The sequence below is a fragment of the Ciceribacter ferrooxidans genome (genome assembly GCF_004137355.1).
In the GTDB taxonomy this organism is placed as follows: domain Bacteria; phylum Pseudomonadota; class Alphaproteobacteria; order Rhizobiales; family Rhizobiaceae; genus Allorhizobium; species Allorhizobium ferrooxidans.
Genome location: NZ_SDVB01000311.1, coordinates 365,362 through 379,254 on the forward strand (window position 1 = coordinate 365,362; position 13,893 = coordinate 379,254).

Below are 13,893 nucleotides of genomic sequence, written 5' to 3' on the forward strand. Positions count from 1 at the left end.
ATATTAGGCAGGCACTCGCTAGCTGGAAAGTCAGACGAAAGCCTATGGCGTGCGCAGATCCGCGGTCGCTGAGCAGAGGCTAACGCGTGCCGAAGATCGCGGATCCCACCCGAACGCTGGTCGCCCCGAATTCAATAGCGGTCTCGAAATCGCCCGACATTCCCATGGAGAGTCTGCGCAAACCGCACTCAGCGGCCAACTTGGCAAGCAGCGCGAAATGCGGTCCGGGATTCTCGGCGGCCGGCGGAATGCACATGAGTCCCTCGACGGTCATGCCGAGTTCCTGGTTACAGAATCGAACGAATTCGACGGTCTCGTCGGGTGCGATGCCGGCCTTCTGTGGTTCGAGCCCTGTGTTCACCTGGATGTAGAACCGCAGCGAGCGCCCCTGCCGTTTCGTTTCCTCACTCAGGACACGGGCAATCTTCTCCCGGTCGACCGTCTCGATGACGTCGAAGAGCGCCACGGCATCGGCAGCCTTGTTGGACTGCAGCGGTCCGATGAGATGCAGCTCTATCCCGGCCGTCTCCGCCTTGAGATGCGGCCACTTCTGTTGCGCCTCCTGCACGCGGTTTTCGCCGAACACCCTCTGACCGCGGGCGATCGCCGAGCGGATCACATCAGCCGGAAAGGTCTTCGATACCGCGACGAGTTGCACCGAATCCGGCTCACGACCTGCCCTTCTCGCCACCGAAGCGACCCGACCCACCACGCTGTCCAACTGCTCTGCGACTGTCATTTCTGTCCTTCCGGTCAATCGACTCACGGCCGATATAATCACCCTTGGTGCCCCCGCCAAGCAAGCTGCTTCGATGGCAACTTGCAGCAGCGTATCCGTTCGAGCTTTCCGCCGCCGAAGTGCCCGGAAAACTTGACGCTTGGCCGGTTTCGTGGTGAAGGTCACGCCGACTCTCCTTGATTTTCCGGAAATGCGACAAATGGCTACCGAACGTTACAATCCGCGCGACGCCGAACCTCGTTGGCAGGCGAAATGGTCCGAAGCTGGCGTTTTCGTCACGGACAACAGCGACATGCGCGAGAAATACTACGTGCTAGAGATGTTCCCGTATCCGTCGGGACGCATTCACATGGGCCATGTGCGCAACTACGCCATGGGCGATGTCGTCGCCCGCTACAAGCGCGCTCGCGGTTACAACGTGTTGCATCCGATGGGTTGGGACGCATTCGGCATGCCGGCCGAGAACGCAGCGATGCAGAACAAGGTTCATCCGAAGGACTGGACCTATCGGAACATCGCGACGATGCGCGGCCAGCTGAAGTCGATGGGCCTTTCGCTGGACTGGTCCCGCGAATTCGCGACCTGCGACGTCGAATACTACCATCGCCAGCAGTATCTGTTCCTCGACATGATGGAGAAGGGGCTCGTCTACCGCAAACAGTCGAAGGTCAACTGGGATCCGGTCGACCAGACCGTGCTCGCCAACGAGCAGGTGATCGAAGGTCGAGGCTGGCGTTCGGGTGCCCTCGTCGAACAGCGCGAACTGACGCAGTGGTTCTTCAAGATCACCGACTTCAGCCAGGACCTGCTTGACGCGCTCGACACGCTCGACCAGTGGCCGGAAAAAGTGCGCCTGATGCAGAAGAACTGGATCGGGCGTTCGGAGGGCCTGACGCTGCGCTGGGAGATTGCCGGTGCGGCCCTGGACGGGCATTCCGAGATCACCGTCTACACCACGCGGCCCGACACGCTGTTCGGCGCTTCCTTCCTGGCAATTGCTGCCGATCACCCCGTGGCCAAGGCCGTTGCCGAGGGCAATGCCGAGATCGCCGCCTTCTGCGAGGAGTGCCGTCGCGCCGGGACCTCGCTCGCCGCGCTGGAGACGGCCGAGAAGAAGGGGGTCGATACCGGTATCAGGGTTCGCCATCCCTTCGATCCCTCCTGGGAGCTGCCGGTCTACGTCGCCAATTTTGTGCTGATGGAATACGGCACCGGCGCGATCTTTGGATGCCCGTCCGGCGACCAGCGCGACCTCGACTTTGCCCGCAAGTATGATCTGCCGGTCGTGCCAGTAGTTATGCCGAAGGACGGCGACGCTGCGACCTTCACGGTCGGCGACACCGCCTATGACGGTGACGGTGTGATGATCAATTCGCGCTTCCTCGACGGCCTCGACACCGAGGTGGCCTTCAAGGTGGTCGCGGACCGCCTGTCTTCGACCATGCTGGGCAATGCACCGCAGGGCGAACGCAGGGTGCAGTTCCGCTTGCGCGACTGGGGCATTTCGCGCCAGCGTTACTGGGGCTGCCCGATTCCGGTCATCCACTGCGACGACTGCGGTGTCGTACCAGTGCCAAAGAAGGACCTGCCGGTCAAACTGCCGGACGACGTCGCCTTCGACGTCCCTGGCAATCCGCTCGACCGCCATCCGACCTGGCGCCATGTGGCCTGCCCGGAATGCGGGAAGGATGCCCGGCGCGAGACCGACACGATGGATACCTTCGTCGATTCGAGTTGGTATTTCGCCCGCTTTACGGCACCGCACGAGGACATGCCGACCGTTCCGGCGATCGCCGACCGCTGGCTGCCGGTCGACCAGTATATTGGTGGCATCGAGCACGCGATCCTGCACCTGCTCTATTCTCGCTTCTTCACCCGCGCCATGCGCGAGACCGGTCACGTGAACCTCAGCGAACCATTCAAGGGCCTATTCACCCAGGGCATGGTGGTGCACGAGACCTATAAGCTCGGTTCCGGCGCACAGGGGCAGTGGGTCGCACCGGCCGAGATCCGCATCGAAGAGGTCGACGGCAATCGCCGCGCGGTTCTGATCGCGACCGGGGAAGAGGTGACGATCGGCTCAATCGAGAAGATGTCCAAGTCGAAGAAGAACGTGGTCGACCCAGACGACATCATCGCCTCCTACGGGGCCGACACGGCGCGCTTCTTTGTGCTTTCAGATTCGCCGCCCGATCGCGACGTCATCTGGTCGGAATCAGGGGTGGAAGGCGCACATCGTTTTGTACAACGAGCATGGCGTCTGATTTCCGAAGCTTCCGAGCAAATGGCCGAGTGTAACGCGAATCCGGCTAAGGAAGGCGAGGGGCTCGCTGTCTCGCAAATCGCGCACAAGACCTTGAAGGCGGTTCAGGCTGACTACGACAAGCTCGCCTTCAACAAGGCCGTCGCACGTATCTACGAGTTCGTGAACGCGCTCGCGGCCCCGCTAACGAAAGTAGCCGCCGGTGGTGCCGACAGGGCTTACCTAGCTGCGGTCAAGGACGGCGCGAACATCCTCGTCCACCTGATCGCTCCGATGACACCACACTTGGCAGAAGAGTGCTGGGGGGCGCTCGGCAATCCGGGCATGGTCGCCCAAGCACCGTGGCCGACATACGATCCTGACCTGGTGACCGAGAACGAAATTGTTCTGCCGGTGCAGATCAACGGAAAGAAGCGCGCGGAATTGACAATCGCTCGTGAGGCGGATCAAACTGCGGTGCAGAATGCGGTCCTCGCCCTTGATACCGTCAAGGCCACCTTGAACGGGCAGGTGCCGAAGAAGATCATCGTGGTACCTCAGAGGATCGTCAACATTGTTGTGTGAACGCATCGCTCGTCCGATCCGAAGGATTTTGCTTGGTTTGAGCGTAGCAACGGCTCTGGCTGGCTGCCAAGTTCGTCCGTTGCATGACGGAGCGGCGGGCAGGGCGGAGAGCCTGGCGGCTATCGGCTACTCGCAGGCCGACAGCCGCGTCGGCCAAGAGGTCCGCAATCAGCTGGTGTTCCTGACCGGCGGAGGTGGCGGAGAGCCAGCGAATCCGCAGTACACAGTCAACATGAAGGTCGATTCGAAGACAATGGGCGTACTTCTCGAGCAGTCTTCAGACGTTCCGAAAGCGGGGCGTGTCATTGTCTCCGCTGACTATACACTCACACGTACCTCGGACGGTACGGTCCTACGTACCGGCCGTCGCCAGATCGTTGCGCCGGTTGACTATCCCGAGCAGGAATTTGCCAAGCTCCGCGCGATCCGCGATGCGGAAGACAGGGGCGCCCATCAGTTGGCCGAGCTTATTCGAGCTGACATTGCGACGATCATCGGGCGCTGAGCAGGCGCCGCGATGTCGGAGATAAAGTCAGGCGAGTTCGACAGTTTTCTCCAGAAGTCGGCAAGGCATTACCGGCTCTTCGTCATCTACGGCCCGGACCGGGGGCTTGTCTCCGAGCGAGCGGGTCAGTTGGCGAAGGTCACCGGAGTTGACCTCGAGGATCCTTTTTCAGTGATCCGCCTGGACGTTGGTGATCTTCAAGGCGATCCGGGGCGTCTGATTGACGAAGCAAACGCCTTTGGTCTCTTCGGCGGTGGTAAGCTTATCTGGATCAAGGACGCCGCGAGCGAGAAGGCACTCGTCGAGGGCCTGCAGTACCTGAGCGAGAATCCACCTGAAACGAGCCATGTCATCGTAGAGGCTGGCGATCTCAAGAAGGGCGCGCTGCTGCGCAAGACTGCGGAAGCCGCCCGCACGATGGCAGCAATTGCCTGTTACCAAGACGACGTGCGTCAGCTGAATGCTCTGATCGACAGCGAGCTCGCGGCCGCTGGCCTGCGAATCACGCCGGCGGCACGCGAGTTGCTGGTCGAACTGCTCGGTGGGGACAGGATTGCCTCACGCAATGAAATCAGGAAACTTGCTCTCTATTGTCTCGGGCGGGACGTTATTGATGAAGAGCACGTGAGAGAAATCATTGGAGACGCAAGTGGTATTTCCACTGACGAGGTTATCGACGCTGTCCTGACTGGCGATTCTGACGCGTTTCTTCACGCCGTGCAAAAGATCACAACGTCGAAGACGCCCATATTCCTTGTCCTGCAGTCTTGCTTGCGACAGTTCCAGCAACTCGATCTGATGCGGTCAGAGATGGAAGAGAGGCGTCTCCAGCCTGCTCAGGTCATGCAAAATCTCGGCCGCGGAATACATTTTAGGCGCAAGCCGAGCGTCGAGAGAGCGCTCAAGAACTGGAATTCGGTGGATCTCTCGCGAGAGGCGACGAAGCTACAGGCCGCGATCCTGCAATCGCGGCAAAAGCCGCTCCTCGAAGACAATCTCGCCCTGCAGACGCTTCTGTCGACGACTTTGCAGGCCTCGCGTCGAAACAGGCAGACCCGCTAGACTGAGCAGGTCAGCGACCTTCAAGAAGTCGGCATATTTCTTCGAGCTGATCCAATGACTTATAACCGATGCGAATCTGGCCGCCCGCACCTTTATGGTTGATAGTTACGGAAAGGCCAAGTCGATCGGAAAGGCTGCGCTCGAGTGCAATCGTATCCGAGTCCTTGGCTTCCCGTTGTATCGCCGCGCTAGGCTCTGACTGAGCCCTGATCTGATTCTGAGCAAGTCGCTCGGCATCACGCACCGAGAGCCCCTTGGTGGCGATCGTCTTCGCCAGGGCCAATGGGTCCGGCGTCGACACCAGTGCTCGCGCGTGCCCGGCTGACAAAGTTCCCTCAGCCAGCATGTCCCGAACCGGCTCAGGCAGTTTCAGCAGGCGAAGACTGTTGGCGACGTGGCTTCGGCTCTTACCGATGATCTCTCCAAGGTCGTTCTGAGTGTAGCCATGCTCCGCAATCAACTGCTCGTAGCCGAGCGCCTCCTCCAGCGGATTAAGGTCTGCGCGCTGGACGTTTTCGACGATCGCAAGCTCCAAGGCCGTCCGGTCATCGACATCCCGGACAATCACAGGAATTTCGGCCAACCCCGCAAGTTGAGCCGCTCGCCAGCGTCTTTCGCCGGCTATTATTTCGTACCGATCGGCGCTGGATGTCCTTACAACTACTGGCTGAACAATCCCGTGCTGGCGGATGGATCCCGCAAGATCCTGCAGCTCCGTCTCATCGAAGTACCGACGAGGATTGCGCGGGTTTCGGGACACAAACTCGATCGGAACGGTCCGGTCGGGATTGACGGCGGAGCGGGGAGTTCCGACAGGGAGAGGTTGATCCATCTCACCGATAAGTGCTGCCAAACCGCGCCCAAGCCGGCGTTTGGAAAGATCGTCGCTCATGCTCGCCTCACCTGAAAAAATCGAATGGCGGCGTCACGCGGCCCGCCGCTGACGCTCACGTTGGATGACCTCGGATGCAAGTTGAAGGTAAGCCTGACTGCCTGCACACTTCAGGTCGTAGAGAATTGCCGGCTTCCCGTATGACGGCGCCTCCGACACGCGCACGTTGCGCGGTATAAGTGTCGAATAGACCTTTTCACCGAGGTGGGTGCGCACATCAGAGACCACTTGCTGGGCCAAATTGTTGCGCGAGTCGAACATTGTCAGGACAATGCCCTGTATATCCAGCGTCGGGTTGACGCTGTGGCGAACCTGATTGATCGTCTCAAGCAACTGGCTGAGCCCTTCAAGAGCGAAAAACTCGCATTGCAGCGGTACGAGAACGGAGTGCGCTGCGGCCATCGCGTTCATTGTAAGGAGATTAAACGATGGCGGACAGTCGATGAGAATATAAGTGTACTCTTGCGCGTCATCGGCCTGAAGCGCCTTCTTCAGTCTGAAAACTCGGTCTGCGTGTTGGGAGATCTCCATCTCAAGTCCAAGGAGATCGAGCGTGGAGGGAACGATAGAAAGGTTCGGCACCGCTGTGTGCAGAACAGCGTCTTCAATCCGGTGGCTCCCGACCAGAACGTCGTAGGATGAGTACCTGCGCTCCTTGCGCTCGATTCCAAGACCCGTGCTGGCGTTTCCCTGCGGATCGAGATCGACAATCAGCACGCGCTCTCCGATGGCCGCCAGCGCAGTGGCCAAGTTAATCGCAGTCGTTGTCTTTCCAACGCCGCCTTTTTGATTGGCAATGGTGATGATCCGGTTCTTCTCGCCAGCCATGCTGCTACCTGACTCTGCTCAGAGTTTCCGCGCCAAATGAGCGATCTCCAGGATGACGGAATCCGCCTCTATCGCGCTCTGGTGTTGTAGCAGATCAAAAGACCAACCACCATGAGCTTTGTCCACCTCGGATTGGTAATCCCGTCCTTTGTGGAAGAAGCAACGGAGGTCGGGATTGCGTTCTGCCCACGGAGCTGCAAAATCGAACAGGAGATCAAGCATCGCTAGTGCTCGCGCCGATATCGCATCGCAATGCTGGATTTGTTGGTGCGCTTCCTCGATCCGACACGCGTGAACACTCCCCCTTGCGCCAGTTTCGCTGAGGGCAACACGCAGGAAGCTCGCCTTTTTGTGATTGCTTTCAACGAGGTGAACCCATCCGGCGCCCGTTTCTGCCAGCAGAATGGCGGTAATTACGCCTGGGAAGCCGCCACCGCTTCCAAGATCAACCCACCGCTTTGGTTCCGGCGAGAGGGCGAAGATCTGTGCGCTATCGGCGATGTGGCGTGTCCACATGTCGTTCTGCGTGGAAGCCGCGATGAGATTGATCGTGCGTGACCACTTCCGGAAGAGCTCCGCAAACAGTTGGAGCCGTCCCAACGTTTCACGTGAAACACGCAGGCCGATTACATCAAGGGCGAGACTCTCCTGCATTGTATCAACCGACCATCCGAAGCTCTGCGCGTTTGAGATGCGCAATCAACAACGAAAGTGCTGCCGGCGTCATGCCGTCCAGGCGCGACGCCTGCGCGATGCTCCAGGGACGGGCGACTCCAAGCTTCTGCTTCAGCTCATTAGAGAGACCCGACAGGCCGGAATAGTCGAAGTCCGCGGGGATCACGCGACCCTCTTCCCTCCGGACCATCGCGATGTCTGACTCTTGCCGGTCGAGATAGACCGAATAGGCGGCGTGGATCTCCACCGCCTGCCTCACCTTCGGTTGCCATGAGGGGAGATCACCCCAGACCCGGCGCAGTGCATCCAGATCGACCCCGGGATAGGAAAGAAGCTCCAGGCCGCTCCGTCGGCGCCCGTCCTGATTCACCACGATACCGGCGTGTGACGCAGCTGTTGGAGAAAGCGTCCGGGTTGAAAGCTGCGCAAGCGCATCCTCCATCTCGCGCTGGTATGCCGAGAAGCGTTGGGCGCGCTCCGCCCCAACACAGCCGACTTGCATACCGAACGGCGTCAATCTCTCGTCCGCATTGTCGACACGGAGTGTCAGCCGGTATTCTGAGCGCGACGTAAACATGCGGTACGGCTCAGCCACTCCGCGGGAAGTAAGATCATCGATCATGACGCCGATATACGAATCGGTGCGGCTCAGGACTAGAGGCGCTCCGCCTCCCGCAAGAAGCGCTGCGTTCAAACCGGCGACAAGCCCCTGGGCACCGGCCTCCTCGTATCCCGTGGTCCCGTTGATCTGTCCCGCCAGGAACAGACCGGGTATACTCTTGACCTGCAGGGTGGGGTAAAGTTCGGTAGGGTCGACATGGTCATACTCGATCGCATAGCCGGTCTGTAGGATTCGAACGCTCTCAAGACCCGGAATGGAGTGGATAAAGGCCTCCTGAACCTCCTCCGGCAGGGAGCTTGAGATGCCGTTCGGATACACAGTATCGTCGTTCAGCCCTTCCGGTTCGAGAAAGATCTGGTGCCCGTCGCGGTCACCGAACCGCATGATCTTGTCCTCGATCGACGGGCAATAACGCGGCCCGACGCCTTCAATCTGTCCGGAATACATCGCCGATCGATGAATGTTCTCTCTGATAAGCGCGTGGGTTCGCTCCGTCGTCCGCGTGATCCCACAAGTGATCTGCGGATTGGTAATTCTCTCGGTGAGGAAGGAGAACGGCGTCGGATCAGCATCGGCCGCCTGACTATCCAGCGATGCCCAGTCGATCGTGTTCCCGTCAAGACGAGCAGGAGTGCCAGTCTTCAATCGTCCGAGCCGAAGGCCGGCTTTCGCCAGCGTTGCGCTCAGCCCGACGGACGGATCTTCGCCCATGCGGCCAGCCGCAATCTTGCGGTCGCCAATGTGAATTAGTCCGCGCAAGAATGTTCCCGTCGTCAGCACGACGGCGCCAGCATGTATATGTCGCCCGTCCTTCAGAATCACCGATTTTATTTCGGTATCGGAACGATCTATATCGAAAACATCGCCCTCGATAATCTCGAGGTTATCGAGAGCAAACAGCGACTCTTGTATAGCGTTCTTATACAGTCCACGGTCCGCCTGCGTCCGAGGACCCCACACCGCCGGGCCCTTCCGTCGGTTCAGCATCCGGAACTGGATGCCACCTCGATCTGCGCAACGCCCCATCAAGCCGTCGAGAGCGTCAATTTCACGAACCAGGTGTCCTTTACCTAAGCCACCAATTGCCGGGTTGCATGACATTGTGCCGATCGTGTCGCGACGATGCGTAACCAAGACGGTCCGGGCACCCATCCGGGCCGCGGTCGCGGCGGCCTCGGAACCGGCGTGGCCACCCCCGACAACGACTACATCAAAACGCATATCTCTCACCTTCCGCGTTCGCAGATTTCATTCGCGCTTCAAGATGTCGCGTGTTTCACGTGAATCACTTGCCGACACAGAAATCCGAGAAAATCTTCCCGAGCATAGCCTCGACATCAATCTTCCCCGTGATTCTTCCGAGCGAGTCTGACGCACGCCGAAGATACTCGGCTCTCAATTCCAAACCGATGTCAGCACTTCTCACCGCTTCCTCGACATTCGCGAGGACATCGCGCAGATGCTGTCTCTGCCGAATCCGGCTCGGAATTGCAAGCGAGATCACATCTGTCTTCTCGCGCAACACCTGAAGGATAGCCTGCCGAAGATCGTCCAAGCCAACCCTCTGAGCTGATGATATCATCAAATCATATATTTGTTTCGGCGAAGAAGCGGTTATCGCGTCGATCTTTGTTCCGACGGTGATCACAGGCGCATCGCCGTTATACGCGAGATCGACCGACTCGACGGCCGCGCTGGCGTCCTTCAGATGAAGAACGAGATCGGCTTCCGCGATCTTCCCTAACGCACGCCTTATACCCTCCTTCTCGACGGCCTCATCGGTTTCCCGGATACCGGCCGTATCGAAAAGGTGAACGGCGAAGCCGTCGATATCCAACTCGCAATGAAGAACGTCGCGTGTCGTACCGGCGTATTCGGTTACGATCGCGACCTCGCGGTCGACCAGGGCATTCAAGAGACTTGACTTGCCGACATTAGGAGACCCCGCAATGACTACCTTGAAGCCGTCTCTAATGATCTCGCCGGCTCTCTCGGCCTCAAGCTGCCCTCTCACCTCACCTGCAAGCGCGCTGAGGTCCGGCCACACTCGGTCCGAAACAGAGCCGGGAATATCACCCTCGTCTGCGAAATCCAGCTCCGCCTCGACCATGGCCCTGGCATGGAGAAGCCGCTCGCGCCAGCCATCATAGACCGCCGACAACCGGCCGAAGCTCTGCTCCGCGGCCAACCGCCGCTGCATCTCGGTTTCCGCCGCGAGAAGATCGGCGAGGCCCTCGATCTCGACCAGATCGAGTTTTCCGTTCTCGAACGCTCGCCTGGAGAACTCTCCGGCCTCAGCAATTCTGCATCCGTCGAAGCTTCCCAACTCTGAGAGTAGTGCCGCGACCACTGCCTTTCCACCGTGAAGATGGATCTCGGCGCAGTCTTCGCCGGTGAACGACGCGGGACCGGGAAAGATGACGACGAGCCCCGTATCCAAGAGAACACCGTCACGGCTCCGAATCGACCTCAAGCCTGCAAAACGGGGCCTTGGAAGCGTTCCAACGAGTGCATTCAGGATCTGGAACGTGGCCGCTCCGCTCAGTCGTACAACGGCCACCCCTGCGGGCAAGGCACCGGACGAAAGTGCAAAGATCGTCTCATTGAAATCAGGGATCATTGACGTACCCCAAGCGAGCTACACCCTCCGTCCTTGCCGCCCGCTGAAGAATCCGGCTAAGTACCAAAGCCGCTCAGGTATTCATCGAGTCGAAGAAGTCTCCGTTGTTCTTCGTCTGCTTCAGCTTGTCGATAAGGAATTCGATGGCATCGGTCGTACCCATGGGCGCAAGAATGCGCCGCAGCACAAATATCTTCTGAAGATCCTGACGCGGAACCAGAAGGTCTTCCTTGCGCGTACCCGACTTCAGGATATCCATAGACGGGAAGATACGCTTATCGGCGACCTTCCGATCGAGAACGATTTCCGAGTTGCCGGTACCCTTGAATTCTTCGAAGATCACCTCGTCCATTCGGCTACCTGTATCGATCAGCGCAGTCGCGATAATCGTCAGTGAGCCACCTTCCTCAATGTTGCGGGCCGCACCGAAGAAGCGCTTGGGACGCTGCAACGCATTCGCATCGACGCCGCCGGTCAGAACCTTACCGGAGGACGGAACAACCGTGTTGTAGGCACGACCCAGGCGCGTGACGGAATCGAGCAGGATAACGACGTCACGACCATGCTCGACGAGGCGCTTGGCCTTCTCGATGACCATCTCAGCCACCTGAACATGGCGAACTGCCGGTTCGTCGAACGTCGAGGAGATAACCTCGCCCCGCACCGAACGCTGCATGTCGGTCACTTCTTCCGGACGCTCATCGATCAGCAGAACGATCAGGTAGCATTCCGGATGGTTGGCCGTGATGGAATGCGCAATGTTCTGCAACAGTACCGTCTTGCCGGTTCGCGGGGGCGCCACGATGAGTGCCCGCTGGCCTTTGCCGAGAGGGGCGACGAGATCAATTACGCGTGCAGACAGATCCTTCGTCGGCGTTTCGAGTTCCATCTTGAACCGCTCGTTCGGATAAAGCGGCGTCAGGTTATCGAAATGAACCTTATGGCGGATCTTCTCCGGATCCTCGAAATTGATCGTATTGACCTTCAGAAGCGCGAAGTACCGTTCACCTTCCTTGGGTCCACGAATTGGGCCCTCGACCGTATCGCCGGTCTTCAGAGAGAAGCGACGAATCTGTGAGGGGGAGATATAGATATCGTCCGGCCCCGGCAGGTAGTTTGCGTTGGCTGAACGGAGAAAGCCGAAACCGTCCTGCAGAACTTCAACCACGCCTTCGCCGATAATCTCGACGTCTTGGGCGGCGAGCATCTTCAAAATCGCAAACATCAGCTCCTGCTTGCGCATGGTGCTGGCATTCTCGACCTCAAGCGACTCCGCAAAGGTAAGCAGGTCCGTCGGAGATTTGCTCTTGAGTTCTTGTAGCTTCATTTCAGCCATTAAGGGGAACCACGTTTTTTGTCGGGGAGGGCGTGCTGATGCTGGTCGGTACGGTCTGTGGAGCCGCAAGTGACAGGACGTCACGCACACTGAGGATAGATGGGATTTGCGGGAAAATAGCGATTCAACCTACCCGCCGCAAGAGAAAAGGCGCATCCGATCCAAAATAAGCCGGAAGGCCGCCCGACGGCTTAAAGGGGCTTCACGATGACCATGATGACGATGACGACCATCAGGACGGTCGGGACTTCGTTCATCAACCGCCAGAACCGAGCGGTCTTCATGTAATTGCCACGGGCAAAAGCTGCAACAGCACGGGCAAAATATCCATGCACGGCCGACAGCGCAAGCACTGCCGCCAGCTTCACATGAAGCCAACCGCCCACGAAGCCAAAACCCTCCCAAGCCAGGTAGAGGCCAAGAATCCAAGCAATCACCATCGCAGGACGCATGATGATCTTCAGCAGCCGCTGCTCCATGACCGAGAAGGTCTCCGCCAGTTGCGAGCCCAGCGGCGCGTCCAAATGGTAAATAAACAAACGCGGCATATAGAGCATTCCCGCCATCCAGGAGATGGCGGCGATGACGTGAAGCGCCTTGATCCAAAGATACAATGCGTCCGGCTGCAGAAACACAAGACCTAATGCGACGAGGCAAAACAGGAAGATGGCCGTCGCAGCCCTCACAACGACCTTCCGCCCCGAGGCCTTCGCTTCATGCTCCGTCATCAGGTTCCGCTCCCGCGCACTCGGGCGACCAAGGCGGCAACGTTTTCCGGATCGGCCTGAGGAGTGATGCCGTGGCCAAGGTTGAAAATCAAGGGCCCATTTCCGAGTGCCGCCAGAATCGCATCGACACCTTCCGCAAGGGCATTCCCGCCGGCTACCACGCGCATCGGGTCAAGATTTCCCTGCACCGGTCCATCTTTCTGCAATTCGGCCGCGAAAGAGAGAGGTACTGTCCAGTCGAGACCGATGGCGTCGGCTCCGGTCTTTCGCCGGTAATCCGTCAACATCAGGCCCGCTCCCTTCGCAAACGCGATAGTCTTCGCCGAGGGTCGTTGCGCTTTCACCGAGGCAATGATTCGTGCCACCGGCTTGACGCAGTAGCGTTCGAACTCATCCTCACCAAGAACGCCTGCCCAAGAATCAAAGATCTGGAGGGCGTCCGCGCCAGCATCAATCTGGGCCACGAGATATTCGGCCGACAGCTCGGCGAGAACGGCCAGCAAGTGTTCAAACACTTCGGGATGCTGGTACCCGAACAGCCGCGCTGGCGCCTGATCGGGGGTCCCGTGGCCAGCGATCATATAGGTTGCGACGGTCCATGGCGCGCCACAGAAGCCCAACAACGTCGTCTCGTCGGGCAATTCCTTCCGTAACCTACGGACAGTCTCAAAGACCGGCTGAAGATGGCCAAGGAAACCTACTGGCTTCAGCGCACCGATTTCATCAGCCGAAATCGGATCCATCTGCGGACCATGGCCCTCTGAGAAGCGTACATTGCGGTGAAGCGCATCGGGTACCACGAGAATGTCAGAAAAGAGGATCGCTGCGTCGAAGCCGTATCTGCGGATCGGCTGCAGAGTGACCTCCACGGCGAGGTCAGGTGAATAGCAGAGGTCGAGGAAGTTCTTCGCAAGCGCGCGTGTTTCCCTGTACTCCGGAAGATAGCGTCCTGCCTGCCGCATGAGCCAGATCGGCGGCGGGTTCACCACTTCCCCTCTCAAGACATCCATCACCTTCCGACGAGAGTTGGCCAACGGTCAAACCTTCCAAAAAAATATG

Annotated in this window: 12 protein-coding genes; 3 read left to right on the forward strand and 9 right to left on the reverse strand. The window is 58.9% G+C overall.

What is annotated here, in order from left to right; translation table 11 throughout:
- Positions 1-79 precede the first annotated feature (79 nt).
- The gene (locus EUU22_RS21840; protein WP_129334158.1) at positions 80-739 is read right to left on the reverse strand and encodes a YggS family pyridoxal phosphate-dependent enzyme; all 660 of its coding nucleotides are present in this window, start codon (positions 737-739) and stop codon (positions 80-82) included.
- A 199-nt stretch (positions 740-938) separates the two neighbouring features.
- Here EUU22_RS21840 and leuS point away from each other — a divergent pair, with 199 nt between their 5' ends.
- From leuS to holA, 3 genes are read left to right on the forward strand one after another with little or no spacing between them, the layout of a single operon-like run.
- Positions 939-3,566 (forward strand): leucine--tRNA ligase, encoded by a 2,628-nt coding sequence (leuS, locus tag EUU22_RS21845; protein ID WP_129334069.1) that lies wholly within the window; start codon positions 939-941, stop codon positions 3,564-3,566.
- A gap of 37 nt (positions 3,567-3,603) precedes the next feature.
- Positions 3,604-4,071, forward strand: coding sequence for an LPS assembly lipoprotein LptE (locus EUU22_RS21850; protein WP_245485224.1), 468 nt, complete (start codon positions 3,604-3,606; stop codon positions 4,069-4,071).
- Between the two features lie 12 nt (positions 4,072-4,083).
- Positions 4,084-5,133 carry a DNA polymerase III subunit delta gene (gene holA, locus EUU22_RS21855; RefSeq protein WP_129334070.1) on the forward strand — a complete coding sequence of 350 codons (1,050 nt, stop codon included), beginning with the start codon at positions 4,084-4,086 and terminating at the stop codon, positions 5,131-5,133.
- Between the two features lie 10 nt (positions 5,134-5,143).
- On the opposite strand, the gene EUU22_RS21860 is transcribed toward holA, so the two are convergent.
- From EUU22_RS21860 to hemE, 8 genes are all read right to left on the reverse strand, one after another.
- On the reverse strand, positions 5,144-6,025 hold the full coding sequence (locus EUU22_RS21860; protein ID WP_129334071.1) for a ParB/RepB/Spo0J family partition protein: 882 nt from the start codon (positions 6,023-6,025) through the stop codon (positions 5,144-5,146).
- Between the two features lie 33 nt (positions 6,026-6,058).
- Positions 6,059-6,853: a ParA family protein gene (locus tag EUU22_RS21865; protein ID WP_129334072.1), complete on the reverse strand. Its 795-nt coding sequence runs from the start codon at positions 6,851-6,853 to the stop codon at positions 6,059-6,061.
- Positions 6,854-6,871: 18 nt separating this feature from the next.
- On the reverse strand, positions 6,872-7,507 hold the full coding sequence (gene rsmG, locus EUU22_RS21870; RefSeq protein WP_129334073.1) for a 16S rRNA (guanine(527)-N(7))-methyltransferase RsmG: 636 nt from the start codon (positions 7,505-7,507) through the stop codon (positions 6,872-6,874).
- A gap of 4 nt (positions 7,508-7,511) precedes the next feature.
- Positions 7,512-9,380: a tRNA uridine-5-carboxymethylaminomethyl(34) synthesis enzyme MnmG gene (mnmG, locus tag EUU22_RS21875; RefSeq protein ID WP_129334074.1), complete on the reverse strand. Its 1,869-nt coding sequence runs from the start codon at positions 9,378-9,380 to the stop codon at positions 7,512-7,514.
- A gap of 55 nt (positions 9,381-9,435) precedes the next feature.
- On the reverse strand, positions 9,436-10,770 hold the full coding sequence (gene mnmE, locus EUU22_RS21880; RefSeq protein WP_129334075.1) for a tRNA uridine-5-carboxymethylaminomethyl(34) synthesis GTPase MnmE: 1,335 nt from the start codon (positions 10,768-10,770) through the stop codon (positions 9,436-9,438).
- Between the two features lie 73 nt (positions 10,771-10,843).
- Complete coding sequence (gene rho, locus EUU22_RS21885) at positions 10,844-12,106, reverse strand: transcription termination factor Rho (RefSeq protein WP_129334076.1); 1,263 nt, start codon at positions 12,104-12,106, stop codon at positions 10,844-10,846.
- Between the two features lie 191 nt (positions 12,107-12,297).
- Positions 12,298-12,834 carry a protoporphyrinogen oxidase HemJ gene (gene hemJ, locus EUU22_RS21890; RefSeq protein ID WP_129334077.1) on the reverse strand — a complete coding sequence of 179 codons (537 nt, stop codon included), beginning with the start codon at positions 12,832-12,834 and terminating at the stop codon, positions 12,298-12,300.
- Positions 12,834-13,868: a uroporphyrinogen decarboxylase gene (hemE, locus tag EUU22_RS21895; protein ID WP_129334078.1), complete on the reverse strand. Its 1,035-nt coding sequence runs from the start codon at positions 13,866-13,868 to the stop codon at positions 12,834-12,836. The genes hemJ and hemE overlap by 1 nt, the downstream gene beginning before the upstream one ends.
- Between the last annotated feature and the right edge of the window lie 25 nt (positions 13,869-13,893).

Coding starts and splice junctions, on each gene's coding strand:
- rho (WP_129334076.1), bottom strand. CDS start 12,106: ATGGCTGAAATGAAGCTACAAGAACTCAAGAGCAAATCTCCGACGGAC.
- EUU22_RS21840 (WP_129334158.1), bottom strand. CDS start 739: ATGACAGTCGCAGAGCAGTTGGACAGCGTGGTGGGTCGGGTCGCTTCG.
- EUU22_RS21860 (WP_129334071.1), bottom strand. CDS start 6,025: ATGAGCGACGATCTTTCCAAACGCCGGCTTGGGCGCGGTTTGGCAGCA.
- rsmG (WP_129334073.1), bottom strand. CDS start 7,507: ATGCAGGAGAGTCTCGCCCTTGATGTAATCGGCCTGCGTGTTTCACGT.
- EUU22_RS21865 (WP_129334072.1), bottom strand. CDS start 6,853: ATGGCTGGCGAGAAGAACCGGATCATCACCATTGCCAATCAAAAAGGC.
- holA (WP_129334070.1), top strand. CDS start 4,084: ATGTCGGAGATAAAGTCAGGCGAGTTCGACAGTTTTCTCCAGAAGTCG.
- hemJ (WP_129334077.1), bottom strand. CDS start 12,834: ATGACGGAGCATGAAGCGAAGGCCTCGGGGCGGAAGGTCGTTGTGAGG.
- mnmE (WP_129334075.1), bottom strand. CDS start 10,770: ATGATCCCTGATTTCAATGAGACGATCTTTGCACTTTCGTCCGGTGCC.
- leuS (WP_129334069.1), top strand. CDS start 939: ATGGCTACCGAACGTTACAATCCGCGCGACGCCGAACCTCGTTGGCAG.